We start from the raw sequence: 19,802 nt of genomic DNA, 5'->3' as shown, positions 1-19,802 counted from the left end.
GATTAGCTCAAATTGTTTTGCTGGCATCATGTTTGATGTCCAAAATTTTGTTTCGTTCACCAACTCAAGGTTAGCTATTAAAAACTTTATTGATTACGTTTTGCTTGTTCAGTTTTCAAGGTTCATTGTGTTGCTGTTTTCTCAGTAGCAACTTTTATATAATATCATGTCGCAAACTCGCTGTCAACAACTAATTTATTTAATGTAGATGTTGTTTTCAGTTGTTATCTTAACGACTTGTATAATATTACACCCATAATTCAAAAAGGTCAACACTTTTTCTGATAAAATTTTATACTTTTTCATTTCATTGAAAAGCTTCCTATATAATAATTGATTTAATTCAGTTTAATTCTTAAGCGTTCCAACTAAATCACACTTATTGAAAGGTGATTAAATGAGAAGTACATTGTCTTTTCACGATTATAAGTGAACGACTTTTTTAAAAGAGAAGTTAAATGTAAGTATAAATTAAACAAAAAGACTCTTTCCTTTTGATGTAATTCCATTAATACTAATAGATGACCACTATGCGAAAAGGAGTTATGTAAAAATGTCCTATATGAACAAAGATCTTGCTCGTACATTAGAACAACAACATAAGCGAAGTGTTAGAGGTTTGTTTTTAAAAATCCAAGACTTAAATAATAATTGTACATTATTAAGAAAACGACTTGAACTACATATCGATTTAGCAGTTTATAAGCATGCTATTGATTATGTCAATCAATTCGTTTCCCATACAACCATCATCAACTTGAAATTCATTACAAATACACAAAATTTAGAAGTCGTTGTGTTACATACACTTTTATTAACGTATATAGTAGAAAACGAAGATTCGTATACTTTTGAATATGAACATAAATTACTCCAAGGGTATATTCATGAAATATTTGCGTTAAACGATCATGCCAAAGCACTTTATACAAATCACCAGGAAAAGATGCTTCATTATATGGAATCTCAACCAACATAAAAAGACGATCTTCGTAGCGCATTACTACTCGATCGTCTTTTATTTTATTTATTTTCGTCTATTAAACCTTTAATAATCATTGATCGAACTGGTAAGAACTGCTCTCCTGTATCACCATAAGTGAGAATGACATCATCACCTTCTTGTAAATAAATCGCAAGTGGTTCGGTTTCCGAGCTTACCAAATAGTTTTCTCCATTATTAAGTAATAATGATACAACTGTATAGTCACCAAGACGTTCCTTGTAGACGCGAAGCACCTTTCCACTTACATTTTTCTCTTCAGCCTTTGAACTTCCTTCTACTGTACTTCCTCCACGACTTAAGGCTGTCTTATATAATTTCAAAGCCTCTTTAGGAGTCGGCGCATAAACGGAAATTTCAGGATTTGCCGCAGATACAATGAAATAATTTTGTAAGAAACCATTTGAATCAAGCACCGCAGTTAGCCAGCTAGCCTCACCGTAAAAGTTATACAACACTGGCATTTCTCCAGACCATTTCTTCTCTATAAATTTCTTCTCAATAATTTGCAAGTTACCTTGTGAATCCATATAAGAAGCGTCTAAATTTCCAGTGTAATAAGTTGCTTGACCTGTTCGGGCATTTGTTAACGAATAGCCAAGCATTGAATCGACACCTTCTTTAGGGCTCGTAAAGTCTGTGAAATAATACATATCGCCCTTCTCATCAAAAATTGGGCTAACATTTGCCTCTGTTCCCTCATCTGAAGGAAGTTTCACATCTTTCTTACCAAACTTACTATTCCAAAATCCGTGTACATAGTTACCGAAATAACTATTTTGTAAACTTACTGTCTCTGGAGAAACCGCTCCATCAATAAATTCTGGGACATCCTCCAGCTTGATCACTTCCGACTTTCCTGATAGCGCATCTACAAGCACGATCCCTTTTACATCAAAGCCATTACGTGCTGAAATAAATTCACCATATGAACGGATGTAGTATGGTTTACCTTCATCATCTATTTCAAGTTGAACATCCCCGCTAAAAATAAGGAATGGATGTTGTAAACGTATATGACGCTCTAAATTTGAGTTTAAATAAGCAGACGGTACATACTTCATTTCCTGCTCAACAAATTTAGGATTATCCGCTGAATCCGTTGCACTCATTATAAAGTAACCAGGAGTCGTTCCTCCATTAAACCATTTAAAGAAACCAGAAAACTCAACTGGTGCTATATAAACATACTCGCCATTCACTTTTTGAATTTGCAAGCGCCCTAACTCGTAATAACTCGTATTCGGTACTTGCCCGAACGCTTTTTTCATCTTATTACGTGCAAATTTAGGAGGCACACTAGCTGGGGTTTGTGTTTCATCGAATGGTTTTATTTCAACCTTTTCCTTCATTTCAGCTGATTTAAATTTTTCATTCGCGTTCCATAAAGGTGCTGATAATACAAACACCGCAACTACTAAACTAGCTAAAAATAAAACACCCTTTATTTTTCTTTCAGTACCACTTGCAAGAAGTGCGCCGCCTAATGTTAATAATATAATAGCGGGCCAAAAAGCAAGCCAGTTTACATCCATTTTTGTCACATAAACTGTTATGCTAGTAGCTAAAAATCCTAGCACAAATACACCTATAAAGAAGTATCCAATTACCTTTTTAGATCCGTCTTCTCGTTTTTTCGTTATAAGCGGTGTTAATAAAACACTCGCGATTAATCCAATGACTGCCGAAGCTATTAATAGCTTGGTCATTTCGTTCACCCTCTCTTATCTACTGTCCACTTATTTACGGCTACATACTAAAAAAGTTTCATTCATACGATGAGTATAGAAACCCCTTTGTAGATTTCCTTTACAAAAGAATAAAGGAAATTCTGACATAGATAAAGAATTTCAAAGAAAAGGAGATGAGAAATTTGTCTAAAAAAATTTTATTAACATGTATTATTTTGTTTGGTCTTTATTATATTTTTTTCTTTTCCCATATTACAGAAAGCTTGATACTTATCTTTAAAGTCATACCAATGCTGTTAATCATTATTTTAGCCGCTTTACCAAAAAATTTAGGTATTAAAAAGTATCAATTACTGATTATTATCGGACTCGTATTTTGTATGGTCGGTGATTATACGCTACAGTGGTTTCTTATTGGGCTATCAAGCTTCTTAATCGGGCATATTTTTTATATTTTCGCCTTCTTATCTACTAATGAACGACAAGTACCTAACTGGGCGAAGATTGTTTTACTCGTTTATGGGGTGAGTATGGCTGTGTGGATTGCAGGTACAGTGTTTTCATCAGGAGAAGTCGCGCTTGGTATCGCGGTCATTGCCTATATTTCGGTCATATTAACGATGGGTTGGACTGCGATTCGAACAGGTTCTAAATTTGCAACGATTGGGGCTCTACTATTTATCTCATCAGATTCCTATTTAGCTATTAACAAGTTTGTTATGCCCTTACCATTTTCACACGAGGTAATTATGTTGACCTATTACGGTGCCCAAATACTAATTGCGTTAAGCATCCTTCAATATTCCGAAATCCGAAGTAAAGTGTTACAATAATATCAATTATGCCTTGGTATAATTCCGTGACATTTACCAGAGGCTAGCGGATGTTTGAACACCCGCTGAAAGAAGTTAAACATACACACTAGGAGGCCATACTTATGAAAGAACAAGTAATTGAGCGTTTAATTCGTTATGCAAAAATTGATACACAATCTGATTTCACAAGCGAAACAACTCCTTCAACACAAAAGCAATTTGACTTATTGCATGTACTAAAAGATGAACTAGCTGCAATAGGCTTAACTGATATTACATTAGATGAAAATGGTTATTTATTTGCGACACTCGAAGCAAATACAGATAAAAATGTGCCTACTATTGGTTTTCTAGCACATGTGGACACTACAACAGATTTCACTGGCACAAACGTTAATCCAAAGCGCATTAACAATTATGATGGTGGAACGATCCAACTAAATGAAAATCTAGCGATGTCGCCAGCAGATTTCCCAGAGCTTAAAAATTATGTAGGTCAAACGTTAATTACAACGGATGGTACGACATTATTAGGCGCTGACGATAAAGCTGGTATCGCAGAAATTATGACTGCCATGGAGTACCTAATAAAAAATCCTTCTATTAAACATGGTAAATTACGTGTAGCGTTTACGCCTGATGAAGAAATTGGTCGCGGTCCTCATAAATTTGATGTAGCTGCCTTTGGAGCAGACTATGCTTATACGATGGATGGCGGACCACTTGGCGAGCTACAATACGAAAGCTTTAACGCAGCAGGTGTAAAGGTTGTGACAAAAGGTACGAGTGTACACCCTGGTTCTGCGAAAAATAAAATGGTCAATGCTATCACAATGGCGATCGCCTTCCAACATGAAATGCCTACTGATGCCGTACCAGAAAAAACGGACGGCTATGAGGGCTTTATTCACTTAATGGGCTTTAACGGTGCGATTGAACATACTGAGCTTTCTTATATCGTCCGCGATCATGACCGTCAAAAGTTCGAGGCGAAAAAACAATTAATGCTTGAGGCTGCAGCAAAAATTAAAGCTCAATATGGCGAGGATGCTTTAAACATTACAATAGAAGATCAATATTATAATATGGGTGAAAAAATTGAACCTGTAAAAGAAATTGTTGACGTTGCACGCATAGCAATGGAAAAGTTAGATATTACTCCGATTACATTACCAATCCGCGGCGGTACTGATGGTTCACAGCTTTCTTACATGGGCTTACCAACACCAAACATTTTTGCAGGCGGCGAAAATATGCACGGTAAATTCGAATATGTATCTGCGGAAACAATGGAAAAAGCAACACAAGTTATTATTGAAATCGTACAGCTCTTTGAACAACAAGGAAAATAGTAATGAAGAAGGGTTCACCCCCTTCTTCCTATTTTCTATAAACAGATGACTGAATTTTCAAATTAAACGAAGGACTTTGAGGTGACTGTAATGAAAGAAATTGCATTAGGCATTTTGGCCTCTCTTTTTTTTGCTGTTACATTTATATTGAATCATGCAATGGAAATGCAGGGAGGTAGCTGGTTATGGAGCGCATCCCTACGCTATTTCTTTATGCTACCGTTTTTACTTGCAATCGTCTTCTACCGAAAAGGCTTTTCCCAACTATCAGGTGAAATGAAAGCACAGCCTGTAGGTTGGCTTCTTTGGAGCTTTATTGGGTTCGTATTGTTCTATGCCCCACTGACATTTGCAGCAGCATTCGGTCCAGGATGGCTCGTTTCCGGAACGTGGCAATTTACAATTGTCGCCGGCGTATTACTTGCTCCCCTATTTGTTTCAGTAGTAGCCGGGAAAACAGTACGTCAAAAAACACCACTTATTTCATTACTAATTTCATGTGTCATTTTAGTCGGCATTTTACTTATCCAAGTACCACAGGCACAATCTGTTCCATTTAAAAGTTTAATGCTTGGCATTTTACCTGTTGTCATCGCTGCTTTTGCGTACCCTCTTGGTAACCGCAAAATGATGGAAATCTGTGGCGGACGCATCGATACATATCAACGAGTTCTTGGGATGACCATCGCCTCGATGCCCGCGTGGATCATTCTAGCCATTTATGCAATGGCAACGGTCGGGCTCCCTTCAAGCAGCCAAGTCATACAATCATTACTTGTAGGTATAAGCTCTGGTGTCATCGCCACTACTTTATTTTTCATTGCAACTGACCGTGTTCGCGATCATCAAGGCAAGCTTGCAGCAGTCGAAGCAACACAATCAACTGAAATACTCTTTGTCATTATTGGTGAAGTGTTGTTACTCGGCATCGCATTCCCAACTCCAATTGCTCTCGCGGGTCTAGGTGTCATCATTGTTGGCATGCTATTACATAGCTACTATACGATGATACTAGGAAAAAAGAGTGCTGTTCCTAGCAGTAGCTCTACTGAAAGATTGGAAATTTAAAAAAGTACATTACTAAATGTAATGTACTTTTTTTATTCTAGAGACACTTATATATCATTGTTTTTGATGTTCCTACTATTTCATAATCTTTGAAGCCTAGTTTTTGATACATATTAATGGCCGTGTCATTTTCGAGGTCTACACTAAGTGAAATGGTATTGTATCCTTCATCCTTTGCTTGTTGAATTATTTTATGCATCAGTAAAGTTCCCACTCCTCTCCCTCTTACTTCTTTCAAAACAGCCATTCCTATTTCAGGCGTATTGCCATCAATATAACCATAGCTTTTATTATTGTTATTAAACAACCTATACCAGACTGCACCAACAGTTTTATTTTCTGCGTCAACCGCAATCAATACTTTATCTCCCTTTCTCCCCCAACCTTCATGATATTTCCTTATGCCAGGCGCGTTGAGCAAAACTTCTTTTGATGGTTTATTCTCAACAATATGAATAGACTCATATAACATATCTAGAAAGAACTCAAACTCGTTTTTATCACCTTCGAAGTTTCTAATATAAAACATGAAATAATCACCCCTCTTTATTAAGGAATATTATATATTAAATTGTAATTTTTGGTATAATTATAAGGAGTTAAATGTTTTTAAATGTACGCACTATATATTAGCATTGATTGGAGTGGCGACTGGGCGACTCCTCGGGGATCAGCGTCACAGATGAGACCCTGAAGCGAAGCGAAGCGGCTCATCGGACGCCCCCAGGAAAGCGCTCAGCCGGAACGGAAATCAACTCGACTTTATGGTGGGGATAATTTCATTTTTAAAGGAATACTTTGAAGATTTATCGGAACATAATCTCATTTTATCGGAACAATTTCAGCTTTTATCGGAACAATCACGGTTTCAATAAAAAAAGACGACTCAGTCACAATGGAATGAGTCGTCGAGAGATTTTACGTTCCCAAAAAATGAGGGGGGTTTTAGGAGCGCTTTATCATGAACTAGCAAACTTCTGGAGAAAAGCAGCTAAAGTTCATCCTCTCTACACTGTATTGTAGACGAGGAATAATCTTTATACGATAATGATAATCATTATCAATTATAAAGTCAACAGAAATCTGAAAATTTCTTAAAGTTTTTTTAAAAATTTCTTCCGCCAAAAGAAATTAATGTCACAATGCCTTCTTCAGCGAGCGACGGAATTGCCATTGCTTTAGCTGAAAATGTAGGAAACAACCTATACAAAAGCCTGCAATTGCTATCGATGAAGCTACAGCAACCATTCCCGTAAAGATATAGCCAACTACCTGCCATTTAAGACAGTAACCTAAAAATCCACCTGCTAAACATAAGCTAGCAATACTGGAATTAAACTTTTGCTGCTGCGCATCCTCTGGTATATATGTAGATGGTGCCTTTTTTAGAAACAGCTTCCCTACTCGAATAATAGGATTAACATTGCATAATACACCAAGTAAATTTGCTATTAATGGTATTGCTAAAATCCAAAAGATGCCTGATATCCACGTTAGAATGACGCTTATAAGAATCGTCCATTGATTGAGTCGAACGAGCGGCCTTGGAATTGCATGAGGCTGTGACATTTAAAAACCTACCTTTCAGATATGTTTAATGCATTTTACTATATTGCAATCCATTTGTGAAGCAAAAATGATTAATTTATAATAAACGTAACAGATGATTGAAAGAAAAGGTGATGACCATGCCAGCATTAACGATGGATCAAGTTCGACAATTGAATTCCTATAGCATTTATACGACAGAACCAAAGCGGACATTATTTACATTAGCTGATATACATAAAGACTTTTACCATCCTGATTTTTTAAACCTGATGATTGGTATTACAGATGCAGCAACGGAAACAGCCGCTATTTCTCACTTTGCACGCCGCTACGGTATGTTTTTTGCTATGCAACTTTACATGCTCGCCGCCTATGATGAGGTTTGGAACGGTAAACCGATCGAGCTTCGTTTTGATGCAGCAAAAGAATTCGACAGTTTTACAGTTGCAATGTTTGTTAACCCAAACGATTGGCGCTATGTCGAGGAGGAAGAACGTCAAGCCGTTATTGAGAAGATTCTATATGATGGGCACGTTATCGTTCAGCAGCTTCGTAAAGTAACATCTATTTCCCCTCTCACTATTTGGGAAAACTTCTTTGGATATTTACTTTGGCACTATCATATATTGCTTTCTAATCCTGGTCTTGCTGATCAAGCAATGGAGGATATTGAAACTTTAGAGGACCCTAAAACATGGGCTCGTTTCTCCAACAAATCTTGGTGGGCCCAATACACAGGAGGTCAAAGCCCCACTAATTTAGTGAACGTCCCAGTACGAAAATCATGTTGTTTTTCTAAAGACATCCCTGGTTTAATGGCTTGTGGCTTTTGTCCGATTAAATAAAAAAGCCTTACCTCTCATATTAAAAAGAATCCAGTTTGATCAATCTTTTATTCAAACTGGATTCTTCTTTTTATTTTTGTAGCTAATATTAACTTTTTTACTATTACTAAAAAAAGTTAAAACTTTTCCCAATCTGAGTCGTCTCTTTAGTGCGCGATATCTTACGGAGGATCAAAATGATTAATCAAAATCCATTTGAGGTGATTGAAGAGATTTACGAGGAGCATTACACATATTTGCGGAATTTTTTAATTGGATTAACTAAAAGTTATGACGTAGCCGATGACATCATCCAAGAGTTATTTGCAAAAATCTTAACAGATCCATTAAAAATTCAAGAAGTTACTTTTATGAAAAGTTGGTTAGTAAAGGTGGCTAAAAATACACTTCTCGATCATTACAAAAAAAGAAAACCCGAGCTGTTTCATGATGAAAGTGTAATTGAAAACTTATTAATTGATAATCAAACACCCGAATCAAAGGCAATTATAAATTCCCAAATTATTACTACTTTAGGTTATTTATCGACGAGTGATAAGGCCATTTTTTTAGCAAAGTTTCATTATGGTTATGATTACCAAGAAATAAGTACACTTTTGAATATACCTATCCCTACATTAAAATCCAAAATATTTAGGATGAGAAAGCAGATGGCTAGAAAGAGGTGAAAAAGATGGTGGATTCTCAAAAGATTCATATTCTTTCGCGGGAGTTAATCTCTGTATTTGATGAGTTAGAACAAGAGACAAAAGAAGTAGTTTTGGAACATATCCAAGACTGCAATGAGTGTAAGCAATTATTTAATGAATTAGCTGAGGGAAATTATCCGATGTTAGAATTGAGTGAAGAAGTAAAAATAAAGCCATTGAAGAAATTAGTTCAGTTTAATCATGGCCTTAAATGGTTATTTATTTCCATTAGAGCGCTCATTTTATTTTATATCCTATATTCTTCTTTCCATTTTTACAACTGGGAACTGTCTGCTGATGCGGCCATTAAATATATCAAAAGTGCCACTTTCCTGTTCTATTTCCCAGCAGCTATTTTTTTAGCAGTATTCACGATGACCTTTTTTACCAAAAGATGGGTTTTATTCTCAATTCTTTTTGATTTAGGGATTATATTTTTTTTAGACACATTGATATCGATTTTCTATTAATACATGGGGTGAACGAAATGGGAATGATAGTTTTAGTTGGTTTCATTTTAGGGGCAAGTATTTTCCTTTTTACTTTAATAGCTTTGAAAAAAACAGGAAAGTTCTACTTGGCTCCAATTGTAACATTTTTAATTGCTGTGCTTACTGTCCTATACGGATTGTTCAAAGTGGGAGGCTTTGAAGGGATGGGTTTTGGAATTATTGGAGTAGGCATTTTGACAGCTGCCATAAGCGGGACATTGTTACTTCCTTTCATGAAAGGTATAAAACAGTCTGAATTTAATAAAGTGGATAAATCAATTTTATTGATAGTCCCAGTCCTTATTTTTGCTATTATTGGTTGGACGATTACTTCAAATAAAGGTTATTGGGTCAATGAAGAAGGTGTTATAGAGGCTGGTAACGATACTTCCTCCTACTACGAGGTATCTACGATTTCTGAAGGAATGAAACAAATCCATATTCAATTAGGCGAGAAATATGAAGGAAAGCGTCTGGAAGTAAAAGATGTAAAGACCATAGGGAACACTGAAATCACAGTTAAAGTTGTCGATAAGGGAAATGCAAATGAGGGGCTCCCATTTATAGAGATAGGTCTAAATAAAATTGTTGAGCCGTTAGTGGTCCAAACAACTGATGGAGAGATAATCAATTCTAAATCTATTAACTAAAAAAACTACTTTAATGTAGTATAGTTAAATACCCTACCTCGAAAATTAATCAATTAACCCCGTCCTAATTCAGAACGGGGTTGTGTTTGTTCGAGCCTTTAAAATTAAATAACTTTATTGGTTTTTAATCGTGGCTATAATACTATTTGGGATCAGCTGGTCACTCATACTTGTGATGAGAAGATTGACGCCAAGCCCGCTAAAAGCGCCAACTCACAGCTTAATTTATATATTATTCTTTTGCCGATAAGGTAAGGCTTTTTACTATTATTTATTTTTCATAAACGACGAACCAATCATCTTGATCCTCATACATAGAAGTACCTGTATAACCCTGTTTCAAAAGCTGTTGCTGACCAGCCGTATCATCCATCGAAATCGTCATCTTTTCTGTAAAGGTTGGTAACTCTTGTCGCAAGTCTTTATAGAAAACATATCGCAGCTTATCTACATACTTAATTTTCAATCCCTTTACGACTAATCCTTGAGAAAATTTATCTTTCAAGCTAGGGATATTATATGGCTTGACCGTTGAACATACATAATCATATTTTGCTAAATCGATATGACTCATGACAATTTGGGCTAATGTTTTTTGTAATCCGTAGCCACGATATGTCGGTGAGACATTCGATATTTCTTGGTATAAAACTTTATGAAATTCATCCTCGCCAATCTCACAGTCATAGCCAAGGTGCTCGTCATCGACAGGTGGGTTCAATAGTGCACGAAAGGCGATTAACTCCTCCCCTACGTAAGCACCTATCATCATGCCATTGTCGCTTAAAATATAGTCAAATTCCTCCGTGCTTAATGGCTGTAATATACTTTGGTCTGCTAATGATTCATAAACCTCAAGCTGCAATTTTTCAATTTCTTGCATATGTTGAAGATTTAATGTTGTAACAAAAAACGGCGTTTCCCCAAGCATACCTTCATAAATTTTCTCCATTTCGCCGCCTCCTTAGTCTGTTACAATTGTTGAGAACTTACATAATTCTTTAAGGATCTCTTCATCTACGTCGACACCTAATCCTGGTTTTTCATTTAAACAGATAAATGGAACATCATAGTGTAAGTTTCCGACATCCTTAGAGAACTTTAATGGACCTGTTAATTCTACACTTGTCATTATTTTTTTAGAGAATGCTACGTGGAAGCCAGCTGCTGAACCAACGGATGATTCTACCATTGAACCGATTTGACATTCAATGCCTGCCATTTCAGCCATAACTGCTAGTTTCATAGCAGGATAAATGCCACCGCATTTCATTAATTTAATATTAACTTTATCTGCAGCACGCTTTGCGATAATTTCACGCATTTCACGTACACCGCGAAGTCCTTCATCAATCATTAATGGAACATCAGATTTTAACTTCACCTCTACCATTCCATCAATATCTTCACTATCTACTGGCTGTTCTAACCAATCGATATTCAGATCTTTCAATGCACGTAAACCTTGTAATGTAGTGGACGCATTTCTCCAACCTTGGTTTACATCTACACGAATAGCAATGTCCTCACCAACGCGTTCACGCACCGCTTTAATACGAGCAACATCACGAGTTACCTCTGTTCCTACCTTCATTTTAAATGATTGATAGCCCATTTCTACACGATTAGCCGCCTCTTCTGCCATAGCCTCAGGTGTTCCAATACTCAATACATGGGTAATCGGGAATTTCTCGTGATAACGTCCACCTAGTAGTTGGTACACTGGAACTTGCAACACTTTCCCTGCAATATCAAAACAAGCAATGTCAATCGCTGCTTTTGCTGCTGGGACATCTTTCACTACTTTGTTCATCTTATCGTGAAGCTTTTCAAGGGCCATTGGATTTTCTCCAATGATTGCAGGAGCAAGCTGGTTTTTTAATAGCGCGTATGTGCTCTCCCACGTCTCCCCTGTTACGTGTTCATCTGGCACAGCTTCACCGTAGCCTACAATACCTGTGTCTGTCGTAACCTTCAAAATAATAGAAGGCATCGTATCATATGTAGCATAACTGATGATAAATGGATCAATAAGTGGTAAATGGATTGCAAAAATTTCTACTTGTTGGATTTTCATTTTTATCAGTCTCCTGTATAATATAGTTGTCGCTAATACGTCGCTAATTATCGAAAAAATATAGAAGAAAAGGAACGTGCCTATGTCTACTAAAATAGCGGTTATCTGCTCTAAAGCATTTATGAAGCGTATAAATAGTATCGCACAAAACATAGAGAATATTCAAATAGATTTTTATCTTTACAAGCAACCTACAGAGGCACCCGTTTTGTTAAAGGAAATTAAGCCATGTGATGCACTTTTATTCGGCGGAACGTTGCCCTATTTACATGCCCAGTCCGCATTATCAGAGATGCCAATACCTTGGAATTATATAAAACAAGACGAGACGGCAATTTCCACAACCTTATTATCGCTTGTAGCGAATCATGCGGTACCTTTAAATAGAATTTCCATCGATGTTATGAATCCAGCTATTGTCGAAAATGTTTTAACAGAAATAGAGTATTTTGGTCCAAAACCATATATACAGGCTATTTCTATCACTGAACCTACTCAATCTATAATGCAGCATCATATCGCTTTATGGGAGGCTAACAGCATTGATTTTGTCATAACAAGTATTCATAGTGTGTTTGATGAATTACAAGTTCTTCAAATACCCGCAATGCGCATGTTAGATGCAACTAACTCCATTATCCAATGCCTAGAGGAGACGAAATCTCAATCACTTCTTACAAAATCTGAATCTGTGAAAGCTGCCGTTGGACTATTAGAGGCTTCTGAAAATAAACCTATAGACGATAACATGCTCACGCAAATCACAGCAATTACGCATTCAACTTATAAAGAAATTTCACCGTATTCTTTTGAACTATATACGACAGCTGGGCATTTGCAAAAGGCCCTCGAAAAAGAGAACTTACAGAATTTATTACAACAAAGCGATCAGTCGTTTAAGCTAGCATTTGGGTATGGTCACTCTATAGTTGAGGCTAACCATAATGCCAAGAATGCATTAACATTTGCTAAACCTTGTGAAATTTATATACTCGATGAGCATAAAAACTTGCTAGGTCCATTCCCGAAATCAGAACTAAGATTAGCTTTAAAAACAGATGATCCATACGTTTTACAAATGGCAAAGCAAACAAGCTTAAGTCCATTAAATATTTCTAAAATCATTCATTTTAGCCGGGAGCGCCAAACAGCTCAATTTACATCTCATAATCTTGCAGAATACTTACAAGTTACACGCCGCACAACAGAGCGCATTATTAAAAAATTAGTGGATAATAGCTATGCTAAAGTAGTTGGTGAAGAAATGCCTCACCAACAAGGTCGCCCACGTACAATTTACGAATTGAACTTTGCAGTCTATTGAAAATAAAAAACTCTCGCAGATGCTTTTGCATCCGCGAGACTTATCAGAAAAGAGAGGATTTTTAGCCTTCTAGATTTAGTCAGCCATGACCATATTAGAATCATTTAGTTCTTCCTCTTTTTTGCGATTCTCTGCTGCTTCCATTTCTTCAGGTGTCAGCTTAACAATCGCAAATCCGATATATGCATAAAAAATTGAAATAATAGGCACTAGGAAGTTAATAATTGCATATGGCGCGTATTCCATTGCCCCTACACCTAACGTCGCTAAAATAAAGACTCCACAAGTATTCCATGGGAAGAATACAGAAGTTAGTGTTCCCCCATCTTCTAACGCGCGAGATAAGTTTTTCGAATGTAAGCCACGCTCTCGATACACATTCGCAAACATACGTGATGGTACAACAATTGAAATATACTGCTCAGAACATGTAGCATTTGTTGTAATACATGCAGCAATCGTTGAAGCAACTAAGCTTCCTGTAGATTTAGCAAATTTCACAATGACATCCATAAGCGCTTTTAACATGCCAGAATATTCCAACACTCCACCGAATGTCATAGCCACAATCGTCATTGAAACCGTATTCATCATCGAATCTAAGCCACCACGGTTAAATAGGTTGTCCACCATTTCATTGCCAGTTGAAATAACAAATCCTTCTTGTAAAGCATGTACAGCCATTGTAGGTGTACCGCCTTGTACGAAGATTTGTAGTAAGAATCCTGAGATAATTCCGACAACTAAGGCTGGAATCGCAGGCACTTTTTTCGCTACTAATACAATTACACCAACTGGTACAAGCAATAACCAAGGAGAAATAACAAAGCTTTCCTCCATTACTTTTAATGTTGTTAAAATGCTTTCTGATTGCATTGAAATATCCGCGAAGCTTCTTCCCATAATTCCAAATACAACGGTTGCAATGACTAAAGCTGGAATAGTCGTATAAAGCATGTGCTTAATATGATCAAATAAGTCGGTACCTGTTAAACCTGCTGCGAGGTTAGTAGTATCCGATAATGGTGACATCTTATCACCAAAATATGAACCCGAAATAACCGCTCCGGCAATCATTGCTGCAGGGATCCCCATACTTAAACCAATACCCATTCCAGCAACACCGATTGTAGCCATCGTTGACCATGAGCTACCAATCGCCAATGAAACGATTGAACATAACAGCATGATTGTTACTAAAAACCAAGCTGGAGAAATTAATTTTAAACCAAAATAAATCATTGTCGCTACGACACCGCCGCCAATCCATGCGCCGATTGTCAAACCTACTAAAATAATAATTACAATTGCAGGTAAAGCTAGACGTATCCCCTTATACATCATTTCCTCAATTTCCATCCATTTAAATCCATGCATTTTGGCAACTACTGCTGCTACAGTTGTTCCGATAATAAGTGGTACGTGAGGACTTTGCTCTAACACAACTACTGTAATTAACATAGCTATAATCATTATTACAAAAGGCAGAAGTGCCCAACCAGCATTAATATCTTTTTTCATGAATCCATCCCCTTTTTTTGCACCAGTTGCCAAGCTTGGTTGTCAAAGACGCAAATAATTTTTTACGTTTTTTAGCATAATATTCAAAAAATTAAAAGTCAACGCAAAAAAATTATGCTTCTCGAGCAATTCCGACTATTTTTGCGCAATAAAACGCTTTCAAATAGCTATTTAGGGCAATGCGGAATATTCATATATTTCGATAAAAAAGAAAATAAAAAGGAACTCTATCAAAAGAATTTTGATAGAGCTCCCTCTCACATTCATTATTCGTATTCAGGTTTTTTTTCTAACACACAAGCAAGTACTTTCGCACCGTCCATTAATGCACTTCTTTCAAAAGTCATTTTTGGATGATGCAATCCAGGCGATAAGTTGGCCCCAATACCAACCATTGTTGCTTTTAATTCAGGTTTTTTCACTGTGTAAAAATGGAAATCATCACTTCCAGGTGTTGTGATTTCCCCTGCTAGATGCTCTTCCCCAAGTGTTTCAATAATTGCGTCTTTAGCCATACGTGCGGCAATTGAAGAAACTTCAGCACCAGGTGTAAAGTCTATCCATTTCCAGTCTATATCAATCTCAAACTGCTGTTGGATAGATTTTAAGCCAAATCCAATACGACTACGAAGTAACTCTAGTTGGTTATTATGTTGCGCTCGAATATCCATCGAGAAGCTCGCAGTGCCTGGAATAATATTCGTGCTTCCACCATCTGCAACAATCTTCGTTAGCTTTGCAGAATGAGGCTCGAAAGGTGATAAATGTATGCTATTGAGCATTTGTTGTATGGCCATAATCACATCAATTGCATTTTTCCCTTGGTGAGGTCTAGCACCATGGGCGTCTGTGCCTCGAATTGTTCCTTCTAAAAAATAGGCTGCCCCGTGATGAATCGCAGGCGATACCTTGCCAAGTGGTAGCTCTTCAATTGGTCTTAAATGAACTCCAAATAAATGCGATACACTATCAACCGCTCCTCGCTCAAAGGCAGCACAAGCTCCATTCCCAAGTTCTTCAGCAGGCTGGAAAATAAAACGAACACGATGTTGCAATGGTCGATCTTTCAGCAGTAATAAAGCACCAAGTACCATCGTTATATTGGCATCATGACCACATGAGTGGTTCGCTTGCCATTTCCCATCTACTTCCTGCCATAATGCGTCTATATCTGCACGTACAGCGACAATTTCATCACCTGTACCAATTTCAGCAATTAGCCCTGGAACATCTCCTAACAACCGATAGGATACGCTTAACTCATCTAAAATCGACGCGATCTTTTTTGTCGTCTCGAATTCCTTCCAACTGACCTCTGGGTATTTATGAAAATGTTCAAACCATTGGTAAATCGTTTCCTCTAACACTGCCTTTGACATAACCACACCTCTATACGCATTTTTGTTTCCCATTATACATGAAACGAATTCATAAAAAAAAGAGGACAATAACTTTAGTTTTCCGTTCTGGCTGAGGGCGTCCGAGTAGTCGCCCTCAGTTGATAAAGACTGAAATTATTCTGATAAAAGCTAAGTTTGTTCCGATAAATCCAGAAAATATTCCGATAAAATTTATAATTGTTCCGATAAATCTTCAAAGCATTCATCTAAACCAACAGAGGTTGGTCACGAAGAGTATATATTTCTACAAATACTACTCCCAACTTTTATGTAATAAAAGCAAAGGACTGTGTTAAAAGTAATTTCTACCTTTAGCACAGTCCCTCAAATAAATATTATAAACTTGTAAAAAAACCTTCTGGATATTCTTCATAATGTACCATTGTTAGTTGCTCCTCATTTTTTTCCTCTTCGATATTTAGCTCCAATTCCTGATCCATTAGATACGTTTCAAATTTTGAGTTAAAAAATTTGTTCATTTAAACACCTCCACAATAAATTTAATTGAATTTTCTGATAAAAGAATTATACAATGACCTTTGCAGAAAAAGCAATAAACGATGCTCATTATGCATAAAAAATATGAAAACGATCTACTTTTTAGATTATTATTCAAACAAAAAAGGGATGTATCAGAAATTATGATACATCCCCTATATGGTAAGACTTATAAACCAAGTGCTCGGTACATAATCGCCGTAAATTCTGCACGCGTTAAGGTTTCATTTGGTCTAAAATTGCCGTTTTCATCGCCTTGTGCGATGTTATGGTCTGCTAAAGCGGCAATATATTCACTCGCCCAGTGTGACGGGGCAACATCTTTGAATGTACTATTGCCATCTGGCGTTAAGCCAAATGCGATCACCATCACTTTTGCCATTTCAGCACGTGTTATAGAAGCGTTTGGTCGGAACGCTCCATTTGAATCGTCCACGATACCCGCTCGTTGTAGTCGTGTAATTTGTTCATAATTCACATGACTTTTAGGAACATCCGAAAATGATTCAGCGTCTCGAATTGGTGCTGGTTGTAACGCACGGTCAATCATAAGCACTATGTGTTGACGTTGAATCCTATCATTTGGTCGGAATGTGCCATCTGGATAACCTATAATAATGCATCGATTGGCAACTTCTTTAATCATATGTTGTGCCCAGTTATGATCAATATCCTTGAAAGTAATGTCACAACCACGGCTTTCCTTCATCCATCGCGCATATAATGTTAAGTCTTCTGTGACTACATCTTTGTCAAAATCCCATGCTTTTGTGAAATTTTTATTTTTATACCAACCAATAAATAGGTTGCCTTCCTTCTTCGGATTAGAAGGTGGTTTCACTAAAGCTTTATAGCCAAGCTTTTGGGATGGAATTTCACTGCCTCCGTCGGAATCAAACATCACTTTATAGTCCTTTGTCCACTTCGCATACAACGTGATGTCTGCCGTTACCTTATCTTCTGCAAAGTCCCATACATGGTTAAGCTCTTTATCTTTATACCAGCAATCAAATTGATAGCCGTCTTTCACTGGAATAGTTGGGGTTTTCACGAGGTCGTTAAAGTCAACCGTTTGTGGCGGCACTTCACTTCCTCCATCAGCGTCAAAAGTGACTTTATATTTTGTTGATCCCTCACCCGATCCGCCGCCTGAGCCTCCGCCCGACGTATAATCCTTTGTCCATTTCGCATACAACGTAATATTTTTTGTCACTATATCTTTGTCAAAATCCCAGCGTTCTGACAATATTTCATCTTTGTACCAGCCAAAAAATAGTTTGCCTACCTTCTTTGGTTCAGCAGGGGCTTTTATTGTGACGCCACCAGGGCGTTCTACAGATTGAGATGGTACTTCGCTCCCTCCGTTAGAATCAAAAGTGACGATAAATCCCGGCGTCCATTTCGCATATAGTATGATATCTTTTTTCACCACATCTTGATCAAAATTCCATACCGTTGTTAAATCTTTATCTTTATACCAACCTTCAAATGTATAGCCTTCTTTTACTGGAGCGGTAGGGACTGATGTTAATTCTCCATATACTACCGGTTGAGTTGGAACTTCGCTTCCTCCATTGGCATCAAACTTGACAAACATTCTCCACTTAGCATAAATAGTCATTGGTTTCGTTACAGAGTAATTCCAAATTTTTGTATGATCTTCATCTTCCCACCACCCGATGAACCATTTCTCATTCTCCTTATACGGAGCAAATGGATAATTCTGTTTATCCCATTGGAATTCATGTTCTCCATGAAAGATTACAACATCTAATGGATTTGCTTGAAATGCTTTCTCTCCTATTGTTATCACGTTTGATGGAATGTCTACTCTTGTTAATTGATTAAGAGAAAATGCAGAACTTCCTATTGTTGTCACGCTTGATGGAATGTCTACTCTTGTTAATTGATTATCAAAAAATGCTCTGGATCCTATCGTTGTCAGGTTTTCATTGAATCCTACACTTGTTAATTGATTCATAGCAAATGCATAATCTTCTATTGTTGTCACGTTTGATGAGATATCTACTCTTGTTAATCGATTCATAGAAAATACCTCTTCTTCTATCGTTGTCACCTTTGGTGGGATTTCTATACTTGTTAATTTATTCGTAGCAAACGCCTTTGCTCCTATTGCCGTCACACTTGATGGGATGTCTACACTTGTTAATTGATTAGAATGAAATGCCCATGCTCCTATCGCTGTCACGTTTTCGTGGAATTTTACACTTGTTAATCGATTATTCCAAAATACAGTGCCTCCTATTGTTGTCAGCTTTGGTGGAATTTCTACACTCGTTAATTGATTATTATCAAATGCACCGTTTCCTATTGCTGTCACGCTTGCTGGGAAGTCTACACTTGTTAATAGATTACCAGAAAATGCTTTTAATCCTATCGTTGTCAGGCTTGAGTTTGAAGGGATTTTTATACTTGTTAATCGATTATATTGAAATGCTCTCTCCCCTATCACTGTCACACTTCCAGGGATTTCCACACTTTCTAATCGACTTTCATAAAATACTTGTTCTCCTATCGTTGTCAGGCTTGAGTTTGAGGGGATTTTTACACTTGTTAATTGATTATTATAAGCAAATGCTCTAAATCCTATCGTTATTACGCTTGACGGAATCGTTACACTTGTGAGCTGTTTTTGTTGAAATGCGTACTGTCCTATTTCTATAACTGGTTTACCATTGATTTCATTGGGTATGACAACATCTTTTGTATTTCCGTACCATTTTACAATGGCAACACCATTACCACGATCTACAATACCAAAATCATCGGCAATTTTGGGTACATTAGTCATCCCTTCATCGTTCAA

Annotated in this window: 18 protein-coding genes; 9 read left to right on the top strand and 9 right to left on the bottom strand. The window is 37.0% G+C overall.

What is annotated here, in order from left to right; genetic code table 11:
- Positions 1-553 precede the first annotated feature (553 nt).
- Positions 554-979, top strand: a complete 426-nt coding sequence (locus AC3WSK_RS26110; RefSeq protein ID WP_079564229.1) for a hypothetical protein — start codon at positions 554-556, stop codon at positions 977-979.
- A gap of 44 nt (positions 980-1,023) precedes the next feature.
- Here the strand turns inward: AC3WSK_RS26110 and AC3WSK_RS26105 are convergent, their stop codons facing one another.
- On the bottom strand, positions 1,024-2,712 hold the full coding sequence (locus AC3WSK_RS26105; RefSeq protein WP_079564232.1) for a hypothetical protein: 1,689 nt from the start codon (positions 2,710-2,712) through the stop codon (positions 1,024-1,026).
- 164 nt (positions 2,713-2,876) lie between these two features.
- Between AC3WSK_RS26105 and AC3WSK_RS26100 the strand changes: the two genes are divergently transcribed.
- The 3 genes from AC3WSK_RS26100 to AC3WSK_RS26090 all read left to right on the top strand — a co-directional run bounded on the left by AC3WSK_RS26100 (position 2,877) and on the right by AC3WSK_RS26090 (position 5,929).
- Positions 2,877-3,527 carry a lysoplasmalogenase gene (locus AC3WSK_RS26100; RefSeq protein WP_492535157.1) on the top strand — a complete coding sequence of 217 codons (651 nt, stop codon included), beginning with the start codon at positions 2,877-2,879 and terminating at the stop codon, positions 3,525-3,527.
- A 104-nt stretch (positions 3,528-3,631) separates the two neighbouring features.
- Positions 3,632-4,861, top strand: coding sequence for a peptidase T (gene pepT / locus AC3WSK_RS26095; RefSeq protein ID WP_492414958.1), 1,230 nt, complete (start codon positions 3,632-3,634; stop codon positions 4,859-4,861).
- Between the two features lie 90 nt (positions 4,862-4,951).
- Entirely contained in the window at positions 4,952-5,929 is a 978-nt protein-coding gene (locus AC3WSK_RS26090; protein ID WP_492414959.1) for a DMT family transporter, read from the top strand.
- 37 nt (positions 5,930-5,966) lie between these two features.
- On the opposite strand, the gene AC3WSK_RS26085 is transcribed toward AC3WSK_RS26090, so the two are convergent.
- Together AC3WSK_RS26085 and AC3WSK_RS26080 are read right to left on the bottom strand one after the other, a co-directional pair.
- The gene (locus tag AC3WSK_RS26085; protein ID WP_492414960.1) at positions 5,967-6,458 is read right to left on the bottom strand and encodes a GNAT family N-acetyltransferase; all 492 of its coding nucleotides are present in this window, start codon (positions 6,456-6,458) and stop codon (positions 5,967-5,969) included.
- 608 nt (positions 6,459-7,066) lie between these two features.
- Positions 7,067-7,498: a DUF4395 domain-containing protein gene (locus tag AC3WSK_RS26080; protein ID WP_492414961.1), complete on the bottom strand. Its 432-nt coding sequence runs from the start codon at positions 7,496-7,498 to the stop codon at positions 7,067-7,069.
- A 119-nt stretch (positions 7,499-7,617) separates the two neighbouring features.
- Here AC3WSK_RS26080 and AC3WSK_RS26075 point away from each other — a divergent pair, with 119 nt between their 5' ends.
- The 4 genes from AC3WSK_RS26075 (at position 7,618) to AC3WSK_RS26060 (ending at position 10,155) form a co-directional block, all read left to right on the top strand.
- On the top strand, positions 7,618-8,325 hold the full coding sequence (locus AC3WSK_RS26075) for a Fe-S oxidoreductase (protein WP_492414962.1): 708 nt from the start codon (positions 7,618-7,620) through the stop codon (positions 8,323-8,325).
- Between the two features lie 176 nt (positions 8,326-8,501).
- Positions 8,502-8,993 (top strand): RNA polymerase sigma factor, encoded by a 492-nt coding sequence (locus tag AC3WSK_RS26070; protein ID WP_079564250.1) that lies wholly within the window; start codon positions 8,502-8,504, stop codon positions 8,991-8,993.
- A gap of 5 nt (positions 8,994-8,998) precedes the next feature.
- On the top strand, positions 8,999-9,484 hold the full coding sequence (locus tag AC3WSK_RS26065; protein ID WP_492414963.1) for a hypothetical protein: 486 nt from the start codon (positions 8,999-9,001) through the stop codon (positions 9,482-9,484).
- A 17-nt stretch (positions 9,485-9,501) separates the two neighbouring features.
- Positions 9,502-10,155, top strand: a complete 654-nt coding sequence (locus AC3WSK_RS26060) for a YesK family protein (RefSeq protein ID WP_492414964.1) — start codon at positions 9,502-9,504, stop codon at positions 10,153-10,155.
- A gap of 271 nt (positions 10,156-10,426) precedes the next feature.
- Here the strand turns inward: AC3WSK_RS26060 and AC3WSK_RS26055 are convergent, their stop codons facing one another.
- On the bottom strand, positions 10,427-11,107 hold the full coding sequence (locus AC3WSK_RS26055) for a GNAT family N-acetyltransferase (RefSeq protein ID WP_492414965.1): 681 nt from the start codon (positions 11,105-11,107) through the stop codon (positions 10,427-10,429).
- Positions 11,108-11,119: 12 nt separating this feature from the next.
- Complete coding sequence (locus tag AC3WSK_RS26050; protein WP_492414966.1) at positions 11,120-12,232, bottom strand: mandelate racemase/muconate lactonizing enzyme family protein; 1,113 nt, start codon at positions 12,230-12,232, stop codon at positions 11,120-11,122.
- An 82-nt stretch (positions 12,233-12,314) separates the two neighbouring features.
- Here AC3WSK_RS26050 and AC3WSK_RS26045 point away from each other — a divergent pair, with 82 nt between their 5' ends.
- Positions 12,315-13,556: a hypothetical protein gene (locus tag AC3WSK_RS26045; RefSeq protein WP_427485149.1), complete on the top strand. Its 1,242-nt coding sequence runs from the start codon at positions 12,315-12,317 to the stop codon at positions 13,554-13,556.
- A 75-nt stretch (positions 13,557-13,631) separates the two neighbouring features.
- Here the strand turns inward: AC3WSK_RS26045 and nhaC are convergent, their stop codons facing one another.
- The 4 genes from nhaC to AC3WSK_RS26025 form a co-directional block, all read right to left on the bottom strand.
- Entirely contained in the window at positions 13,632-15,077 is a 1,446-nt protein-coding gene (gene nhaC / locus AC3WSK_RS26040; RefSeq protein WP_079564266.1) for a Na+/H+ antiporter NhaC, read from the bottom strand.
- Between the two features lie 266 nt (positions 15,078-15,343).
- Positions 15,344-16,456, bottom strand: a complete 1,113-nt coding sequence (locus AC3WSK_RS26035; RefSeq protein ID WP_492414967.1) for an amidohydrolase — start codon at positions 16,454-16,456, stop codon at positions 15,344-15,346.
- 356 nt (positions 16,457-16,812) lie between these two features.
- Entirely contained in the window at positions 16,813-16,956 is a 144-nt protein-coding gene (locus AC3WSK_RS26030; protein ID WP_170939077.1) for a hypothetical protein, read from the bottom strand.
- A 188-nt stretch (positions 16,957-17,144) separates the two neighbouring features.
- The coding region (locus AC3WSK_RS26025; protein WP_492414968.1) for a leucine-rich repeat protein at positions 17,145-19,802 on the bottom strand (2,658 nt) is incomplete at its 5' end.

It is taken from the genome of Lysinibacillus sp. EB271-A1-10B (genome assembly GCF_058791335.1).
This window is presented reverse-complemented; position numbering and strand designations above follow the sequence as displayed.